14 protein-coding genes are annotated in these 18,951 nt (G+C 69.6%); 1 reads left to right on the forward strand and 13 read right to left on the reverse strand.

Annotated elements, in window-relative coordinates:
- Nucleotides 1-218 precede the first annotated feature (218 nt).
- The gene (locus ACFWJ8_RS13450; protein WP_378812170.1) at nucleotides 219-3,317 is read left to right on the forward strand and encodes a carboxypeptidase regulatory-like domain-containing protein; all 3,099 of its coding nucleotides are present in this window, start codon (nucleotides 219-221) and stop codon (nucleotides 3,315-3,317) included.
- Between the two features lie 188 nt (nucleotides 3,318-3,505).
- On the opposite strand, the gene tuf is transcribed toward ACFWJ8_RS13450, so the two are convergent.
- The 13 genes from tuf to ACFWJ8_RS13515 form a co-directional block, all read right to left on the reverse strand.
- On the reverse strand, nucleotides 3,506-4,699 hold the full coding sequence (gene tuf, locus ACFWJ8_RS13455) for an elongation factor Tu (protein WP_378812173.1): 1,194 nt from the start codon (nucleotides 4,697-4,699) through the stop codon (nucleotides 3,506-3,508).
- 158 nt (nucleotides 4,700-4,857) lie between these two features.
- A complete protein-coding gene (gene fusA, locus ACFWJ8_RS13460) occupies nucleotides 4,858-6,972 on the reverse strand; it encodes an elongation factor G (protein WP_378812176.1) in 2,115 nt (704 codons plus the stop codon).
- Between the two features lie 94 nt (nucleotides 6,973-7,066).
- Nucleotides 7,067-7,537: a 30S ribosomal protein S7 gene (gene rpsG, locus ACFWJ8_RS13465; protein ID WP_018171439.1), complete on the reverse strand. Its 471-nt coding sequence runs from the start codon at nucleotides 7,535-7,537 to the stop codon at nucleotides 7,067-7,069.
- Between the two features lie 5 nt (nucleotides 7,538-7,542).
- Nucleotides 7,543-7,911, reverse strand: coding sequence for a 30S ribosomal protein S12 (rpsL, locus tag ACFWJ8_RS13470; RefSeq protein WP_018171438.1), 369 nt, complete (start codon nucleotides 7,909-7,911; stop codon nucleotides 7,543-7,545).
- A gap of 289 nt (nucleotides 7,912-8,200) precedes the next feature.
- Nucleotides 8,201-8,854 (reverse strand): hypothetical protein, encoded by a 654-nt coding sequence (locus ACFWJ8_RS13475; RefSeq protein ID WP_378812180.1) that lies wholly within the window; start codon nucleotides 8,852-8,854, stop codon nucleotides 8,201-8,203.
- Complete coding sequence (locus ACFWJ8_RS13480; protein ID WP_378812182.1) at nucleotides 8,854-9,468, reverse strand: hypothetical protein; 615 nt, start codon at nucleotides 9,466-9,468, stop codon at nucleotides 8,854-8,856. The genes ACFWJ8_RS13475 and ACFWJ8_RS13480 overlap by 1 nt, the downstream gene beginning before the upstream one ends.
- On the reverse strand, nucleotides 9,465-10,289 hold the full coding sequence (locus ACFWJ8_RS13485; RefSeq protein ID WP_378812185.1) for a hypothetical protein: 825 nt from the start codon (nucleotides 10,287-10,289) through the stop codon (nucleotides 9,465-9,467). The genes ACFWJ8_RS13480 and ACFWJ8_RS13485 overlap by 4 nt, the downstream gene beginning before the upstream one ends.
- A 9-nt stretch (nucleotides 10,290-10,298) precedes the next feature.
- On the reverse strand, nucleotides 10,299-11,651 hold the full coding sequence (locus tag ACFWJ8_RS13490) for a hypothetical protein (RefSeq protein ID WP_378812186.1): 1,353 nt from the start codon (nucleotides 11,649-11,651) through the stop codon (nucleotides 10,299-10,301).
- Nucleotides 11,648-11,944: a hypothetical protein gene (locus ACFWJ8_RS13495; protein WP_378812189.1), complete on the reverse strand. Its 297-nt coding sequence runs from the start codon at nucleotides 11,942-11,944 to the stop codon at nucleotides 11,648-11,650. The genes ACFWJ8_RS13490 and ACFWJ8_RS13495 overlap by 4 nt, the downstream gene beginning before the upstream one ends.
- A gap of 72 nt (nucleotides 11,945-12,016) precedes the next feature.
- Nucleotides 12,017-12,304 (reverse strand): WXG100 family type VII secretion target, encoded by a 288-nt coding sequence (locus ACFWJ8_RS13500; RefSeq protein WP_018171432.1) that lies wholly within the window; start codon nucleotides 12,302-12,304, stop codon nucleotides 12,017-12,019.
- A 96-nt stretch (nucleotides 12,305-12,400) separates the two neighbouring features.
- Entirely contained in the window at nucleotides 12,401-16,876 is a 4,476-nt protein-coding gene (locus ACFWJ8_RS13505) for an FtsK/SpoIIIE domain-containing protein (protein ID WP_378812192.1), read from the reverse strand.
- Complete coding sequence (locus ACFWJ8_RS13510; RefSeq protein ID WP_378812195.1) at nucleotides 16,873-18,213, reverse strand: RDD family protein; 1,341 nt, start codon at nucleotides 18,211-18,213, stop codon at nucleotides 16,873-16,875. Before ACFWJ8_RS13510 ends, ACFWJ8_RS13505 begins: the two co-directional genes overlap by 4 nt.
- A gap of 14 nt (nucleotides 18,214-18,227) precedes the next feature.
- On the reverse strand, nucleotides 18,228-18,941 hold the full coding sequence (locus ACFWJ8_RS13515) for a hypothetical protein (RefSeq protein WP_378812197.1): 714 nt from the start codon (nucleotides 18,939-18,941) through the stop codon (nucleotides 18,228-18,230).
- Nucleotides 18,942-18,951: the final 10 nt, after the last annotated feature.

Consider the following 18,951-nt stretch of genomic DNA (forward strand, 5'->3'; position numbering starts at 1 on the left):
TCCGTGAGCAGCAGACGAGTGCTTGAGCATCTTCGTGATCATGCCGACGCCGACAACGCGGCCACTCTCGCATAGCCGAAGACTGCTTACCTGGTGATCTGCCCCGCGAGCCCCGGAGATCAACCTGGAATTGTCGCCTGACCACCTGATCTCTGCCAGGATGGGCTGACGCGGACGGCAGGGGGCCGACCACTCCGCGCACTCTCCTGGGGTTCCTCATGCCATCGGTCTCGCACCGCTACCTTTCGCGCGCCATAGCGGCCGCACTCGCGTCGGCTGTCGCTCTCGCCTCCGTCGTTCTCATCCCGCCCGCCGCTCACGCGACGCCCGTCAACGAGGCGCCACTCGCCGCCGCCGACCAGGGGCCGGTGGAGTCCGTCGCGGGAGGCATGACCGGCACCGTGCGGGATGCCGCAGGGGCGCCGCTCTCCGGCGCGTCAGTGACCGCGTATGTCGAAGCGGTAGCCGGGCATGACCCCGTTCAGTCGTTCGGCACTTTGACGGATGAGAACGGCGTCTATCGCATCGATAACCTGCCTGAGGGCTCGTACAAGGTCCAGTTCTCGGCGGGGATGGCGTCGTCGACTGCTCTGAGTGAATGGTGGGACGACGCACAGACGCGAGAGTCCGCCGCGGTCGTTCATGTCGACGCCGATGCTCCGCTCGAGCCGATGGACGCGACACTCGCAGACGGCGGCAACATCACGGGCATCGTGAGCGATGACAACCATTCGCCGATTCCCGGCGCATCCGTCTCCGTTTACAGCGATAGCAGGATGATCGCGAGGGTTGTGACGACGAGCGAGGGACGCTTCGAGGTCCCGCAGCTGCGACCGGGCAGCTACACGCTGCAGTTCAGCGCGTCGACTGACGAGGGCCTGCTCAGCGAGTGGTGGGACAACGCGACCACAGCCGAGACGGCCGATGCTGTCACCGTCGCACAAGGCGCGAGCACCGACGGCATCGACGTCGTCCTCGCCGAGTCGGACGGCTCATCGTTGGAGACGTTCACCGCTGCCCTCTCGGGACGGGTGACGGACGGCGCCGGCGCGCCACTCGAGGGCGTGCAGGTGGACATCATCGAGGCAGATGGCTCCGCCGGCGACGAGACCTCCACCGACGCCGAGGGCAGGTGGAGCTTCGACAAGATGGCGGCAGGACGCTACGTGGTCTCGTTCACGGCGTCGTTCGGCGACGAGGTCGTCACGCGTTACTGGGACGGAGCCGACGAGTTCGCGAGTGCGACGGTCATCGACCTCGCCGGGGGCGAGCAGCTCGCAGACGTATCGGCAGTGCTCCGGTCTACGGCGATCGTCCCTGTCGAGTCGAGCGTGCCCGTCGTCGAGGGCGTCGCTCGCGTCGGCCGAACGCTGACGGCCCTGCCCGGCTCGTGGACCGAGGGCACCGAGTTCGCGTTCCAGTGGAGTATCGATGGGATGCCGGTGGCGGGCGCCACCTCGGACACCTTCCCACTCACCCCCCAGGCGCTGGGCAAATCCGTCGCGGTGACAGTTACGGGATCGAAGCCCGGATTCGAAGCGGTGAGCCGCACCTCCTCAACGACGGCGGGCATTGCCGCGGGCGAGCTGGCTTCGGCAGCTCCGACGATCTCGGGCTCCATCACCGTCGGAGCCGTCCTGACCGCGACTCCCGGCGCCTGGTCCCCGGGCTCGACCCTGACCTATCGGTGGCTCGCCGACGCCACGGTGATCAGCGGGGCCACAACGTCGACGCTGACGCTCACCAGCGCGCTGTACGGGAAGAAGATCTCGGTGGAGGTCACGGGCACGCAGGCCGGGTATGCGACGTTCACACGACGCTCCACATCGACCACGGCGGTGAAGCCGGGATCCCTGACGGTCGGGACTCCGTCGATCTCGGGCACTGCGGCCGTCGGGTCGACACTGACGTTGTCGACCGGCGCATGGACGTCGGGAACGAAGCTCACATACCAGTGGCTCGCGAACGGAGCGATCGTCAGCGGCGCGACCTCCACGAAGCTCACCCTCAGCACGGCGTTGAAGGACAAAGCGATCTCGGTCCGCGTCACCGGCACGAACACGGGTTACACCGACGCAGCCCGTACCAGCGCCGCCACCGCGAAGGTGGCCACCGCTGCAACCCCGGCGATCACCGGTGCAGCCGCGGCCGGCGTGCGCCTGACGGCCATCACGAACACCTGGACACCTGATACGAAGTTCACCTACCAATGGAACGCCGACGGCGTGCCCATCGTCGGCGCCACCTCGTCGACGTTCACTCCGGGAACGGCTCAGGACGGCAAAGGGATCACAGTGAGGGTCACAGGAACGAAGAGCGGGTGGGCGACCGTCGTCAAGACTTCGAAGACGACGCTGCGCGTCACCCGGTGGACGACGCCCAAGGTCACCGGCACGGTCGGCTACGGCTCGACGCTCACCGTGAGCAGGGGCACGTGGTCGACGGGCACCGCCTTCACCTACCAGTGGTACGCCGATGGCGCTGCCATCTCCGGTGCCACAGGATCCTCCGTCAAGCTGTCCACCGCGCTCAAGGACAAGCGGATCTCGGTCAAGCTCACCGGCACGCAAAACGGTTTCACCTCTGTCGCCCAGACGTCCTCTCCGACCTCACGAGTCTCGACTGCCGTCACGCCGACGATCTCGGGTATCCGCGCCGTCGGCGCGCGGCTGACAGCCGTCCCCGGCGCCTGGACGTCAGGCACCACGTTCGCATACCAGTGGTACGCGAACGGCGCGCCGATCAGCGGTGCGACGGGAGCCTCGTACGTCCTGAGTTCCGGCACCGAGTCGAGGCAGATCACCGTCACGCTGACGGGACGCAAGTCCGGCTACACGACGCTCGTCAAGAGCTCGGCGCCGACCACGAAGATCATGCGCGCAGGGACCACAACCGTCGTGGGCACCGCGCAGGTCACGCGCACGCTCAGCGCGTCCGCGGGAACATGGACGGGCGGCACTGCGCTGACGTACCAGTGGTACGCGAACGGAGCCGCGATCAGCGGCGCAACCGGGAAGACCTACACGATCTCCGCCGCGCAAGCAGGAAAGACCATCCACGTGAAAGTGACGGGCCGGCTCACCGGCTACGCGACGATCACGAAGTCCTCGGCCGCGACCGCGACCATCGGTTACCCGAGCCGCACCAGTCCTGCGGATGTCTGGACCTGCCCGTCCTGGGCGCCGATCAAGGGCAACGCCAACTCGATGATTTACCACATGCCGTGGCAGCGCTACTACAACGCGACGAAGCCCGAGGATTGCTTCAGCACCGAAAGCGCAGCGGTCGCCGCCGGGTACCGCGCGGCAAAGGTCTGAACCCCGGGCCTCGAACGCACCAGACGGCAAGTGGGACGCACCCGGACCGGGTGCGGCCCACTTGCGGTTGCTGCACAGATCCGGTATTGCCCGCGCGTGGATACGGCATCCCAGGACCGGCCCCACCCCCGCGAACGCCGAACGCCCCCGAGCACAGCTCGGGGGCGTTCGTCAGTGAGTCAGAAGACTTACTTGAGGATCTTCGTGACCGTGCCGGCGCCGACGGTGCGGCCACCCTCACGGATCGCGTAGCCGAGGCCCTCCTCCATGGCGATCGGCTGGATCAGCTCGACCGTCATGTCGGTGGTGTCGCCGGGCATGACCATCTCGGTGCCCTCGGGCAGCGTGATGACGCCGGTGACGTCGGTGGTGCGGAAGTAGAACTGCGGACGGTAGTTCGTGAAGAACGGGTTGTGACGGCCGCCCTCCTCCTTGGACAGGATGTACGCCGTGCCCTCGAAGTTGGTGTGCGGGGTGACCGAACCGGGCTTCACGACGACCTGGCCGCGCTCGACGTCGTCACGCTTGGTGCCGCGGAGGAGCAGACCACAGTTCTCGCCAGCCCAGGCCTCGTCGAGCTGCTTGTGGAACATCTCGATACCGGTGACGATCGTCTTCTGCGTCGGGCGCAGACCCACGATCTCGACCTCGGAGTTGATGGCCAGCGTGCCACGCTCGGCGCGGCCCGTGACGACCGTGCCACGGCCCGTGATGGTGAAGACGTCCTCGATGGGCATGAGGAACGGCTTGTCCTTGTCACGCACCGGGTCGGGGATCGACGAGTCGACGGCCTCCATGAGGTCGAGGATCGCCTGCGTCCACTGCTCGTCGCCCTCGAGAGCCTTGAGGCCCGAGACGCGCACGACGGGAGCGTTGTCGCCGTCGAAGTCCTGCGACGACAGCAGCTCGCGGACCTCGAGCTCGACGAGCTCCAGGATCTCCTCGTCGTCGACCATGTCCGACTTGTTCAGCGCGACCAGCAGGTACGGAACGCCGACCTGCTTGGCGAGCAGCACGTGCTCACGCGTCTGAGCCATCGGGCCGTCGGTGGCGGCGACCACGAGGATCGCGCCGTCCATCTGAGCGGCACCGGTGATCATGTTCTTGATGTAGTCGGCGTGACCCGGGGCGTCGACGTGAGCGTAGTGACGCTTCGGGGTCTCGTACTCGACGTGCGAGATGTTGATCGTGATACCGCGCTGACGCTCCTCGGGAGCCGAGTCGATCGACGCGAAGTCGCGCTGCACGTTGGTGGCCGACGGGTACTTGTCGGCGAGCACCTTCGAGATAGCTGCGGTGAGCGTGGTCTTGCCGTGGTCGACGTGACCGATCGTTCCGATGTTCACGTGCGGCTTGGTGCGCTCGAACTTGGCCTTAGCCACTGGGTCCTCCTCAGGACGTTCGTGTAGAGGTTCCGGACGCTGGTGTGCGTCGGTCGTCTACGGGGATATCTCCACCTTAGTAGAGACGGTTCTGTTGATTCTGTGTGAAGTTGTGCCGCCGGGATGCCTCGTCACCGAGGCATCCCGGTGGAAAAGGGTTACTCGCCCTTGACCTTCTGGATGATCTCGTCAGCCACGTTGCGAGGAACCTCGGCGTAGCTGTCGAACTCCATCGAGTACACGGCGCGGCCCGAGGTCTTCGAGCGCAGGTCGCCGATGTAGCCGAACATCTCCGAGAGCGGGACCAGCGCGCGGACGACCTTGACGCCCTGGGCGTCCTCCATCGACTGGATCTGGCCACGACGCGAGTTCAGGTCGCCGATGACGTCGCCCATGTACTCCTCGGGAGTACGGACCTCGACCGCCATGAGCGGCTCGAGGATGACGGGGTTCGCCTTGCGGACGGCCTCCTTGAAGCCCATCGAGCCGGCGATCTTGAACGCCATCTCGGACGAGTCGACGTCGTGCGACGCGCCGTCGAGCAGGATCGCCTTCACGCCCACCATGGGGTAGCCGGCGAGCACGCCGACGTTCATGGCGTCCTGGAAGCCCTGGTCGGTGGGGCCGATGTACTCGCGCGGGATGCGGCCACCGCTGACCTTGTTCTCGAACTCGTAGATCTTGTCGGCCGTGACCTCGAGCGGCTCGAGCGCGAACTGGATCTTCGCGAACTGACCCGAACCACCGGTCTGCTTCTTGTGCGTGTAGTCGTGACGCTCGACGACCTTGCGGATCGTCTCGCGGTACGCGACCTGCGGCTTGCCGACGTTGGCCTCGACCTTGAACTCGCGCTTCATGCGGTCCACGAGGATGTCGAGGTGCAGCTCGCCCATGCCCTTGATGACGGTCTGACCGGTCTCGGCGTTCTGCTCGACGCGGAACGTCGGGTCCTCTTCGGCGAGCTTCTGGATCGCGAGACCCAGCTTCTCCTGGTCGGCCTTCGTCTTGGGCTCGATGGCGACCTCGATGACCGGCTCCGGGAACGTCATCGACTCGAGGACGACCTGGTTGGCGCTGTCGGACAGCGTGTCACCCGTGGTGGTGTCCTTGAGGCCGATGACGGCGTAGATGTGACCGGCGGTGACCGAGTCGACCGGCATCTCCTTGTTGGCGTGCATCTGGAAGATCTTCCCGATGCGCTCCTTCTTGCCCTTGGTCGCGTTGACGACCTGGGCGCCGGAGTCGAGGTGGCCCGAGTAGACGCGGATGTAGGTGAGGCGACCGAAGAACGGGTGCGTCACGATCTTGAACGCGAGCGCCGCGAACGGCTCCTCACGGTCGGCGTGACGCTCGATGATGATCTCTTCGTTCTTCGGGTCCTTCGCCTCGATGGCGGGGACGTCGAGCGGCGACGGGAGGTAGTCCACGACCGCGTCGAGCATCGGCTGCACACCGCGGTTCTTGAACGCCGAGCCGCAGAGGACCGGGTAGATCTCCGAGGCGATGGTGAGCTTGCGGATCGCGGCCTTGATCTCGGCGACCGTGAGCTCCTCGCCGCCGAAGTGCTTCTCGAGAAGCTCCTCGTCGGTCTCGGCGACGGTCTCGAGGAGGATCTCGCGGTACTCGGCGGCCTTGTCGGCGAGGTCGGCCGGGATCTCCTGGATCTCGTACTTCGCGCCCATGGTCACGTCGCCCTTGGCATCGCCGGGCCAGACCAGCGCACGCATCTCGACGAGGTCGATGACGCCCACGAAGTCGTTCTCGGCGCCGATCGGCAGCTGCAGCACGAGCGGCTTGGCCTTCAGGCGGTTGACGATCGTGTCGACCGTGAAGTAGAAGTCGGCGCCCAGCTTGTCCATCTTGTTGACGAAGCAGATGCGGGGGACGTCGTACTTGTCGGCCTGACGCCACACCGTCTCGGACTGGGGCTCGACGCCCTCCTTGCCGTCGAAGACGGCGACAGCGCCGTCGAGGACGCGGAGCGACCGCTCGACCTCGACCGTGAAGTCGACGTGGCCGGGCGTGTCGATGATGTTGATCTGGTTCTTGTTCCAGAAGCACGTGACGGCGGCCGACGTGATCGTGATGCCGCGCTCCTGCTCCTGCTCCATCCAGTCGGTGGTCGCAGCGCCGTCGTGCGTCTCGCCGATCTTGTGGTTGACGCCCGTGTAGAACAGGATGCGCTCGGTCGTCGTCGTCTTGCCGGCATCGATGTGCGCCATGATGCCGATGTTGCGGACCTTGTTGAGGTCGGTGAGCACTTCTTGTGCCACGGGGTGTCCTTACGGGTTGAAGGTGGTTCTGGGCGGGCGGCCCTTCGACGGGCTCAGGGACCGGTCACCCGGTCGCTGAGCCCGTCGAAGCGGCTTACCAGCGGTAGTGCGCGAAGGCGCGGTTCGACTCGGCCATCTTGTGGGTGTCTTCGCGGCGCTTGACCGCGGCACCGAGGCCGTTCGAGGCGTCCAGGATCTCGTTCTGGAGACGCTCGGTCATCGTCTTCTCACGACGACCCTTCGCGTAGCTCACGAGCCAGCGGAGCGCGAGCGTGTTGGCGCGGTGAGGCTTGACCTCGACCGGCACCTGGTAGGTCGAACCACCGACGCGGCGGCTCTTGACCTCGAGCGTGGGGCGCACGTTGTCGAGCGCCTTCTTGAGCGTGGCGACGGCGTCCTGGCCGTTCTTCGCCTCGACGCCCTGGAGGGCGCCGTAGACGATCGACTCGGCGAGCGACTTCTTGCCGTCGACGAGGATCTTGTTCACCAGCTGGCTGACGATCGGAGCGCCGTAGACCGGGTCGTTGGCGACGGGACGCTTGGGGGCGGGACCCTTACGAGGCATCTGACTCAGCCCTTCTTCGCGCCGTAGCGGCTGCGAGCCTGCTTACGGTTCTTGACAGCCTGGGTGTCGAGCGCACCCCGGACGATCTTGTAGCGGACACCCGGAAGGTCCTTCACACGGCCGCCACGGACCAGCACGAGCGAGTGCTCCTGCAGGTTGTGACCCTCACCGGGGATGTACGCGGTGACCTCGGTGCCGTTGCGGAGCTTGACACGGGCGACCTTGCGCATCGCCGAGTTCGGCTTCTTGGGCGTGGTCGTGTACACGCGGGTGCAGACACCCGCCTGCTGCGGGTTCGCCTTGAGCGCCGGCGCCTTGGTCTTCGAGACCTTGGGCGAGCGACCCTTGCGAACCAACTGCTGAATAGTTGGCACGTTCTCTCCTCATTGTGCTGCACGGTGACAGCGTCGTGGTTTCACCACAAACCCACCGGCGCGACAGGAACCTGCCGTGCGTTTCTTGGTGGGTATGCCGTGGGGGTGGCCTGTTCGCAGGCCGTTCCCGGAATGCGGCGCCCACCCGTCCGCCGACACGCCGAGGCGCGTCGGACGGCGCGCGTGAGCGCACACCCGCTCTATGATACGTGGGTTTCGGGGGTCGGGCAAACGCGGGGTGGATGCCGGCGCCCCGGCACCCCCCTGGGCCCCCGATCCACGACGCGGGTCACGCCTTCGGCGGCAGCCAGCGCATCGTGCTGAGGATCACGTCGCCCGTCTCCAGCAGGAGTTCGGTGATCGCCGCCGCGTCGTCGCGGGCGGGTTCGCCGGGCAGCGACACCCCGTCGAGGTTCATGACGGTGAAGACGAAATGCAGCGCGCGCCGGGTGTCGTCCTCGCCCACGACGGGCACCACGTAGTGTCGCACGCGGGTGCGCAGCGCCGGCTCCCCCGGTTCGCCCTCCATCTGCTCGTCACGTGTCCACCGCCACATGCGGGTCTCGGTGAACTCCGGCACGTCGACCGGTGCGTGGCGGGCGAGGCGGCCGATCGCGGCATCCCACGAGACGTCGACCGGACGCACGAGGGGCGCCACGGTGAGCACGGCCGGCAGCGGCTGGCCCTGGATGAGCGGCGGAAGATACGCGTCGAACGCACGCGACGCGCGCAGCGCCGACCGCAGCTGGGAGATGAGGCCACGCATCTGCAGCACGAGGTCGGGACGCCCGGCCTCCTTGAACTGTGCGACGACGGACTCGGCGAGCTCGTCGGCGAGCACCGAGGTCGGCACACGCCGCCAGCCGGCCGGGCACAGGAGGCGGTACGGCGTCGCCGCGGTCGGCGGCTTCTCGACACCGAGCAGCTCGTCTCGCAGCGACATCAGCGGCCTCCGTCGGATCCGGCGGACGAGGCGGCGGCGTGCGCCTCGGCGCCGACCGCGGCGAACAGCGCGTCGGTGTCGACGGCACGGGCGTTCGCGGCGGCCGGGTCGTGGTCGTTCGTGATGATGTAGCAGACCCACTGGGGGCCGACGCCGAGCCATTCGACGCGCGGCATCGGCATCGGGTCTTCGTCGGCCTCGTCGCGCAGCACGAGCACGAGGCTGCGCCGACGCACCGCGGTGGTGAACCCGGGGACTTCGAGCCGCTCCAGCACCGGGGTCACAGCCGTGAACCCGGCGTCGGGCAGCAGGTCGGCGGCATGCGTCCCGTCCGGTGTGCGGGTCTCGAGGTACACGTCGACGAAACCGGTCGGCATGTCGTCGATGGGGTAGTGCCAGAAGCGGCCCCAGACGTGCGCGGCCGGGAACAGCGCCACCGCGTGGGCGCTGTCGCGGACGAGCGGCGCGACGGTGTCGGCGTCGGGGCGGCCGCGCGTCGCCTCGTCGGCGAGCCAGTCCGCCCATGCCGCCGCGTCCGGCCATCGGGTGTCGACGTAGTCGAGTGGCACGCGGATCCAGCGGTTCGAGTCGTACTCGACATCGACGAGCGTCATGAGGCGTCGCCCGCCCACACCACCGGAGGATTCTTGCGACGCAGGCGCGCGGCATCCTGCGCGCGGATGATGCCCCGCTCCTCCAGAGCCCGGAGCGTGACGCCGTACGACGTGTCTCCCGCGCCCCGCTCGGCCGGGGTCAGCTGAGCCGCAACGCCCGCCCACCACTCGGCGACCGGGTCACCCTCTGCTGCCGGGTCGACGCCTCCGGCCGCTGCCACCTCTGCCCAGTACCGCTTCTCGACGCCCTTGGCGCGCACCCACAGCACGATCATCCCGACGATCGACAGGACGAGCATGACCGTTCCGAGGATCGGCAGGAACGGCTCCCACATGTCGACCTCGTCCCAGTTGAAGAGGATGTACACGAGGGTGACGATCCAGATGACCGCGAACACGATGAAGATTCGCGAGCCCTTCACACGGGGGTTCAGGTACTTCGACGTCAGCTGCCTGCGGCTGAGCAGGGCGAAGCAGACAAGGGACGCGACCGCCCAGATCCCCACCCAGAGCGCGCCCTGGTCGACATCGATCACCGGGCGTCCGTTGCGAGGCGACGGCAGCACCATCGCCGGCGCGAAGGCGCCGAACAGCAGGGCGAAGACCACCAGGGTGACATGACCGCGGGAGGTGTCGGCAGGACGCGGAGGAAGCTCTGCCTGCCGCGCGGTCGCGGCCGCCAGACCCGGCTGCAGACGCGGCACGACAGCCAGCAGCGCCTGACGCGAGGCGTCGACGACGGCATCCAGGCGCTTGGCCTTCGTGAGCTCGGGCGACCGCCGGTCGATCTCGGCGCGGACGGTCGATTCCAGATCTGGCATGGGGCCTTCCTAGCGGGTGATGTTGAAGAACGGCAGGTCCGACAGCGTCGGCAGCTCGCCGCCCGCCCAGCCCACTCCGACGCTCGCCGACTGCTCGATGCCGTAGCCGAGGTTGAACGCGTTCACGCCCTGGAAGAACCGCCCGGGCGCGGCGACCTGGGTGACCCAGTTGACCGCCGCGACTCGCGGCACGCCACTCGTCGGCCACGCCGAGAAGATCCTCTCAGACATCGAGAGGGCCTGCCCGTCCAGAGCCGACCCGCCCGAACGGATCGCGTTCCACGCCCCGCGGCCCCAGTTGCCGATGCTGTTGCGGAGGAAGTCGTCGGCCAGGCCCACCGCGTTCTGCGCGCGCGTCGCCTGCCCGCCCGCGCGGCCGCCGGCACCGGCGATCGTCCGCAGACCGTCCTCGACGGCGTTGCGGCCGGCGCTGATGGTGCCCTGGGTGGCCGTCCCCATTCCGGCGGCGGCACGCAGGGCAGGGAAGAACGCGGTTCCGCCGCGCATCGCCTTGAACACGCCGCCCGCGAACGGCAGCACGGCGACGACGTCGAAGATGAGATCGCCGACGCTGACACGTTTGGAGCCCGCGGCCATCATGCTGAGGTGGATGACGAGGGTGAGCACTGCCGCGACGGTGGCGATGACGAGGGCGATCGCGGCGACACCGGGGATGCACATGGCCACGATGACGGCGATGGTGCCGATGATCGTGAGCGCCTGCGCGATGAAGTCGAACGCGTCCTCCCACGGGTTGTCGTCGATGCCCGAGGTCGTGTACGCGCTCTCGAGGTCGCGGACGGCGGCCTCGTACGCGTCCTCCCAGATGCCGTAGCCCGACTCGAACGACGTCCACAGGCCGTCCAGTTCGCCCTCGCGCAGGCCCTCGGTGTAGCGCGTGTCGGAGACGGCGTCGTCGGCGTTCGCGAGCTGCTGGTCGGTGGCGTCGTCCTGCCACGGCCACGGATGGCGCAGGTCGTGCGCCGTGCCCTCGGCCTCTTCGCGCGCCGCGACGGCCGCGTCGTGACGCTCGATCGCGCGCCAGATGTCGTCGATGAGCGGGTTCACCGTGCGGGTCTGCGCGGTCAGCAGTGCGCCCGCGTAGGTCACGAGCACGGGGCCCGACGCGGTGTAGCGCTTGGCCACCTGGCCGAGCAGGTGCGACAGCTCCCCCGCGTCCTCGCGGATGGCGTCGAGACCCTCGGCCTTGTAGCGCTCCTCGCTCGACAGCTTCTTGAGCTCGCCCGAGGTCCACTCCATGCGCTGGCCCACGTGGGTGTAGGTCTGCCCGGCGGCCTGGATGTCGCCCGGGTCGCCGTCGAGCGCCTCGAGGCGGAAGTGACGGTTCGGTGAGTAGGTCATTCCGGGTCCTTCGCCATCTCTACGTCGAGGTCGCCGATGGTGTCGACGAAGCCTTTGAGGTGCTGGTACACCTTGTCGAGGTCCTCCACGACGACCTCGCGGTTGCCGTCCCAGCCGCCCTGGAACTCGTCGACCTTGTCGCGCAGCTCCGAGCGCCCCGCCGGACGACCGACCGCCCCCGACACGTCGTCGGTGTTGCCGCCGATCTCTTCGAACTCGGTCTTGAACGCTCCGAGTCGTGTCACCATCGTCCGCAGGTCGTCGAGGTCGACGTCCATTCCGTCACCGGCCATGCGCGTTTCCCCTCTCGAGATGGACAGGTGGATGCCGGCGGCCGCGGCCGCCGGCATCCCTCAGCATCGGTGTCAGTTGCCGGCGAGGGCCTGGTCGGTGTCCTTGATGGCCTGCATCATCTTGCGCAGCGACTCGCCCATGTCGGAGATGCCCTCGATGGCCTTCTCCAGACCGGTGGTCAGCTCGTTGTAGCCCTCACCGAACTTGCCCGACGCGTGCTGCGTCTTGAAGTCGTCGCCGAGCAGACGGTCCACGTCGCTCTTCAGGCGACGCAGCACGTCGCCGATCTCCTCACGACCCGAGTCGAGCTTGCCCGCCATCGACTCCATCTCGCCGTAAGAAGCCTTGAAATCAGCCATGATCCGTCCCTTTGTCAAAACCCACGGACCCGATCAGGCCCTCGCACAGGCTAACCAACCGTGAGCTCACACCGACATGGGGACCATTCCCCATGGTCACCCGACCAGCGGGAGCTGCACCGTGACGAAGCGCCCGTTCTCGACGAACAGGCCTCGGCCCGCCGGGAACTCGTGGCGCTGCACCTTGGGGAACGGCACCTTGAAGAGCGACTCGCCGTCGTAGCTCTCGGGGCGCAGCGCGATGCCGTGCCGGCCGGCCTTGAGCTCGCCGATCAGTCCGTAGCCGCCCGAGAGCTGCGTCACGTCGCCGTCGGCGATGAGGAAGTGATCGCTGCGGTTGACCGCCTGGAACAGCTCCTTCAGCGGCCGCTCGGCATCGGTGTCGCCGAACTCCGTGATGTTCTCCACCACGATCGCGATGCGACCGCCCACGGCCTCATCGGCGACGATGTCCTTCAGCTCCTTGGCGAGGGTCCGGACATCCTCGATGCCGATCGCCGAGCGTCGCCAGGCGGTCTCGTCGCGGAGCACCGCACGGCGTCCGCCGAAGTGGAACAGCTCCACCTTCGGGTCGAACCGCTGCAGGGCCCGCACGATGCCGCGCACGGCCGTCGTCTTGCCGGACTGCGGCGGACCGGCCACGACGAAGGTGCCCACCGGCTCGAAGCCCTTGGGGCCGAGCGTGTCGTCGCCGATGCCGAGCACGGGGAGCGCGTCGATGCTCGCGGGCAGGGTGGCGGCATCCAATTCGGTCGGAAGCGAGCCGATGTTGCGCGCCTCCACCGCGCCGGCGGCCCGCAGCGCCGCGGCGAACTGCTCGCCGGCGGCGTTCTGCTCGGCCACGTTGGTGGTGCCGCCGATGACCGCGATCTGCGTCTCGAGGCCGTCGACGATCGCGCGGCCGGGGACGCTGCGCTCGTTCAGCACGTCCTTCGGCACGCCGAGGATGGAGTACGCCCCCTCGTCCGACATGCGCAGCACGACGCGCTTGGTGACGTTCGCGCTCACCGCGGTGGGCACCGCGCCGTAGCGGTCGGCGGTGGCGACGACGTGGATGCCGAGCGGGCGGCCCTCGCCGAGGATGCGCATGAAGATCGCGTAGTACGCGGCGCGCGCCGACGTGGTCTCCCAGTCCTGCTTGAAGACGCCGAAGCCGTCGAGAAGCAGGATGATGCGGGGCTCGCTCGCGTCGCCGGTGATGGTGCGGTACTCGGTGAGCGACGCGGCGTTGACCTCGGAGAACCGCTTGCCGCGGTCGTCGAGCATCTGCCGGATCGTGCGCAGCAGACGCTGCACGCGCTCGACGTCGTCGCCTGAGACCACCGAACCCACCTGGGGCATGATCTCGAGCGAGCGCAGCGCGCCGGTGCCGAAGTCGATGCCGTACACCGCGACGCGGCCGGACTGCGGCCGGGCGCCGGCGGCGATGCCGATGGAGCGCAGCGTCGCGGACTTGCCCGCTCCGCTCGTGCCGTAGACGAGCATGTGGCCGTCGGTGTCGGGGCTGAAGAACACGGCCTCCTGCAGCTGCCGCTGCGGGATGTCGGCGAGCCCCAGCGGGATGCGCTCGTCGCCCGACATGGGCAGATCCCGCAGGTCGATGGTCGTCGCCAGGTCGTCGAGCCACGGGCGACGGGGAGCAGGGATGCCGGCATCCGTCGCCGCCGAGACCAGGTTCGCCACGAGGCGCTTCTGGTCGTTGGGACCGAGGTCTTCGTCGTGCGTCTCGGAGTCGCCCTCGCCGTCGGCCTCCCACAGCGTCACCGAGCCGAAGCGCAGCTCGGCGACCCGCACCTGCGCGCGGTCGGGCTCCTCGGTCGTCCAGCCACCGGCATAACCGGACTGGAACGGCACGAGACGGCCAGGGCCGGTCTTGGCGATGCCGCGGCCGGGCAGCGAGGGGTTGAACGTCGAGGCGACGACATCGCCGACGACGTCGTTGGAGTCCGCCGCGTCGGCCATGCGCAGCGCCACGCGCAGGTTCGTGTTGGCGCGCAGGTTGTCCTTGATGACACCGGCGGGCCGCTGGGTGGCCATGATCAGGTGGATGCCGAGAGACCGGCCTCGCTGGGCGATGTCGACGACGCCGTCCACGAACTCGGGCACCTCGGTGGCCAGCGCCGCGAACTCGTCGATGACGAGGATGAGCGCCGGCGGCGTGTCGGGATCCTGCCGCTTCTCGAGTTCGAGCAGGTCCTTCGCCTTCTTGCGGTTGAACAGGTGCTCGCGGTGATGCAGCTCCGCGCGCAGGCTCGTGAGCGCCCGCCGCACCAGGTGCGGCGACAGGTCCGTCACGAGGCCCACCGTGTGCGGCAGGTCGACGCAATCGGCGAACGCCGAGCCGCCCTTGTAGTCCACGAACAGGAACGTCACGCGGTCGGGGCTGTACTCGGCCGCCATGCCCAGCACCCACGCCTGCAGGAACTCGGACTTGCCCGAGCCGGTCGTGCCGCCGACGAGCGCGTGCGGACCCTGCGTGCGCAGGTCGAGCGACATCGCGTCGGGACTCCCCTGCCCGATGTAGGCCTTGAGAGTGCCGGCGCGCTTGAGCCGCGGACGCGGCCCGCGACGGCGGTCGATGATCGAGTTGTTCTGCCGCCACCGTTCGATCGCGGCCTGCGGCTCCGCAGCCATGTCGGTGCCGATGAGGCGCAGCATCGAGACGTTGGCGGGCAGGTCGGACGAGTCGGCGGCGACCGAGCTGGAGTCGACCACGGGCGCGAGCCGCTTCGCGAAGATCTCGGAGTATCCGCGCGAGACGCCCTCGATCTGCACAGTGCGGGCGCGATGCCCTGCGCGCACCCAGCCGACCATCGCGTCGTCGAGACCTCCCGAGACGTCGATGAACGTGCGGCACGCGGCCGGCAGCGACTCGACGGTCGGGGCGACGAAGATCGTGTAGACGCCGGCATCCGGACCGCGCTCGATGACCTGCGTCAGCCGCGGGCGGTCGACGGGCGCGTCGTGCGTGACGAACAGCACGAGCGACACATCGCTCACGGCGGAGGCGTCGCGCCCCTCGCCGACGCTCTTGCCGAGCGCCATCGACGTGTCGGCCTCGGCCACCGGGCCTCGACGCGTCGCCGAGCCCGAGAGTCGCTCGAGGATCGCCTCCTCCAGGCCGTTGAGCAGCGCGGTGCCCGCCGACTGGCTGTCGGCGAGGGCCATCTCGGCGAACGGCGACCGCGGGCTGGTCGTGTGCGGCAGCCACTTCATCCACTCCATGTCGCCCGTCCACGCCGGGTCGATGATGGCGGCGGTGACGACCTCGTTCGGCGCGTGCAGGCCGAACAGCTGCACCCCGAGGCCGCGGACCACGTCGGCGGCGAGCTCGCGCGGACCCGCGATGCCGATGGCGCCCGCCGAGGGCAGCAGCTCGATCGCGGGCACGTCGTCGATCTGCGTGAACCGCTCGCGCAGACCGCGCACCTGCTGCGCGTACTGTGCGATGCCGCGCTGGTCGTTGGGCTCCTGCACGGTGTTGCGGCTGTCGGCGGTGCCGACGCCGAGACGCAGGCCGAGGAAGTTCCAGTGCTCGGGCCGACGCGTCCACAGCAGCGGGCCGAGCGACATCGCGTTCTCGTAGATGGTCGCCGTCGCGGGCGCCTCCGCCCGTCGCCGCTCGCGTTCGAGCCGCTCCTCCTCCTCGAGCGACACCTCGAGCTCGTCGATCTGGGTCTCGAACGTCTCGATCTCCAGTTCGAGCTTCTTGCCCTGCTGGGTGCGCTGGCCGATGAAGTTGCCCAGCATCATGAGCGGCGCCATCACCACGATGAGCAGCGACGTGGCCCGGCCGGTGAACGCGAACATCCCGAGCCCGAGCAGCACCGGCGCCATGATCATCGGCCACGGGAAGATGCGAGGGTCGGCCTCGTTGGGGATGATCGGATGCCGGAACTCGCGGCCCGTGTAGCGGTCCTCGACCCGCGGCGAGCGGTTGAACATCAGCGCCCCGCCGCGCTCCAGCACGAGCGAGTCGTCTGTCTGCACGCGCGGCGCGAGGGCGAACGACACCTCGGTCGAGCCGATCGTGATGCGCTGCCCCGGCAGCACGCGCACGCGCTGCACGAGCCCGCCGTCGACGATGAGCCCGTTGGCGGAGTTGAGGTCGATGAGGTCGATGCCCTGGTCGATGTCGACGCGGGCGTGCCGCTTCGACACCTGCGGGTCATCGATCAGCACCTGCGCCGGGGCGACGCGGCCGATGACGCTGGATCCCGCCGGCAGCGGGATCGTCCGCCCCGCGTCGGGCCCGTTGTGGATGCGCATGACGGCGGCGGTGGCTGCGGCATCCATCCCCGTCGCGATCGCGGGGACGACGGACGCGTCGAAGCCTGAGCCGATGGGCGCATCGGCGATGGGCATGGCGGGGTTCAGGTGGACCGGCTGACCGGCAGGCGACGCGACCAGCAGGGTCGGCACGTCGCTCGCGTTCACGCCGCCGGGCGCCGCGAGCGCATCGCCGTCGGCCAGGGCGCGGGCGACGTCCTGCACCGTCGCCGTCGCGTCGGCGGTCACGAGGACGTCGACGGAGGACCCGACGCCTCGACGCAGGCTCAGCTTCAGCTTCACGAATCGGCACCTCTCGCCACGAGTTCGAACGACCTTCCGCCCACCTGCACGGACCAGCCGATCGGCACACGCGCCGCCTGGTCGGCGGGCACGTCGACCACGTCGCCACCGGGCGACACCAGCTGGGTCCCGTTGCGGGAGCCGCGGTCGGCGACCCACAGGCCGTCGGTGTCCTGCCCGAACGCCGCGTGGGTCTTGGACATCAGCCGCTGCGGGTCCTCGAGGCGCACGAGCGCCTCGACCTGCTCGCCGGCGGCGGGCTCGGGGTCGCGGCCGATGAGACCGCGGGCCGGCACGCGCACGATCGAGCCGTCGTCGAACCGGATCATCGCCTGCGCGCGGCGCGAGCCGACCGGCCCGGTGCCGGGGGACGCCGCGGCGGGCGCGGGGGCCGGGGCAGGAGCGGCGGCCTGGGCCGGGGCCGGGGCCGGAGCGGCGGCCGGAGCCGGGGTCCGCACGGGCGCCGCAGCAGGCGCCGGGACCGGGAGGGGGGCCGGCGCGGGCGCGGCCGTGGATGCGACCGGAGTCGCCGCGGGAGAGGCGGCACCCGGGGCGCCGGTCACGAGGCCGGTGGCGGCGTGGGCGGCGGCCGCTCCGCCGGGGACCTGGGCGATGACGCCGGCATCGATCCCGTCGGCGACGGCCTCCCACTGGGCGCCGGTGCTGCCCGGCCCGACGACGCCCGCGCGCGAGCGGGCGCCGGGGATCCGCAGCGCGGTGGCCGCGTCGGCGTCGCTCGCCATCGACGGCAGGTCCTCGCTCTGCTCGGGGCGGCCGGCCGCGGCGCGACGCGCGTGGCGCACGGCCTTGGCGTCGAACGGGTCGAGGCCGGCGCGGGCGTCGATGACCCAGCATCCACCGACGCGGTCCAGGATGCTGCGTCCCCGGCCCTGCGGGTCCCACAGCCCCGACGCGAACATCAGCGCCGGGCCGACGAGCGGCACGATGCCGCTCGCCCACAGCACGAGCGCGCGAAGGACGACGTGCCAGAACCCGGCGCGGCCGAGGTCGTCGACGGCGACCGAGCGCAGCCGCATGGCGGCCTTGCCCGCGGTGACACCGCGGCGCCCGTGCAGCACGAGCTGCAGCAGACCGAACAGCAGAGGCAGCGCGGTGCCGATGACCACGAGCAGCAGGCCGACGAACGAGGTGTCGCCGAGCGCGAGCATGACGGCCCCGACGACGGCCGGAGACGCGAGGAGCAGCCAGATCCCCGCATCGATCGCGAACGCGAGCGAGCGGATGCCGGGAGCCGCCGGCACGACGCCGAGCGCGGCCGCCTCGTCGAGGCCGGAGTCGTGGAGGGTCGGGGGCGGGGCGGATGCGGGGAGGGTCATCGGAATCCTCGGTATCAGGTCAGCAGCAGCACGAGCGCGACGACGGCGGCGACGATCACCACGACCGCCACGACGGCGGCGACCAGCAGCCGGCGGCGGTCGCGCCGACGACGCGACGCGGCGCCGTCGCGGGCGGGGGGCGGTGTGGCAGACGACGGCGGCGCGACAGGCGTCCTGCTCGCGACCACCGGCCCGGACGACCGCGGCGCGCGGCGATCGGATGTCTCCTCGCCGGGCACGTAGGCGGTGCGGCGCGCGGCGGCCGACGTGGCGTCGAGCCCAGCAGGGGGCGCCGCCGGTCTTGCGCGGCGCACCGAGCGCAGCACGGTCTCGTCGGTGCGGTCCTCGATCGTCGTCCCGCCGGCGGTGTGGGTGTCCGACGGCGCGGACGTTCCCGGGAACGGCTCGGGCGCCGTGGGGCGGCGTCGGGCGATCGAGGTGGCGTCGAGGTCGTCGGGGTCGGCCGGCTCCTCGACACGCCGGGGCGCGAGCGCGGTGTGGTCGTCGAGCTCGTCGGTCCCGGGCGCCCGTCGCGTCGACAGCACGGTGTGCTCGTCGAGATCGTCCGCCGGAGCGCCGAGCGGGGTACGGCGCGCGGAGAGCTCCGTGGCGTCGTCGACGTCGTCTCCGTGGTGCCGGCGCGCCGACAGCACGGTGGCCTCATCCGGCAGGTCGGAAGGGGGCGCCGGCGACGCGGGGGGCGTCTGCGCGTCGTCGGGTGGGCCCACCCTGTCGGAG

The sequence above is a fragment of the Microbacterium sp. NPDC058389 genome (assembly GCF_042722305.1).
Taxonomy (GTDB): Bacteria; Actinomycetota; Actinomycetes; order Actinomycetales; family Microbacteriaceae; genus Microbacterium.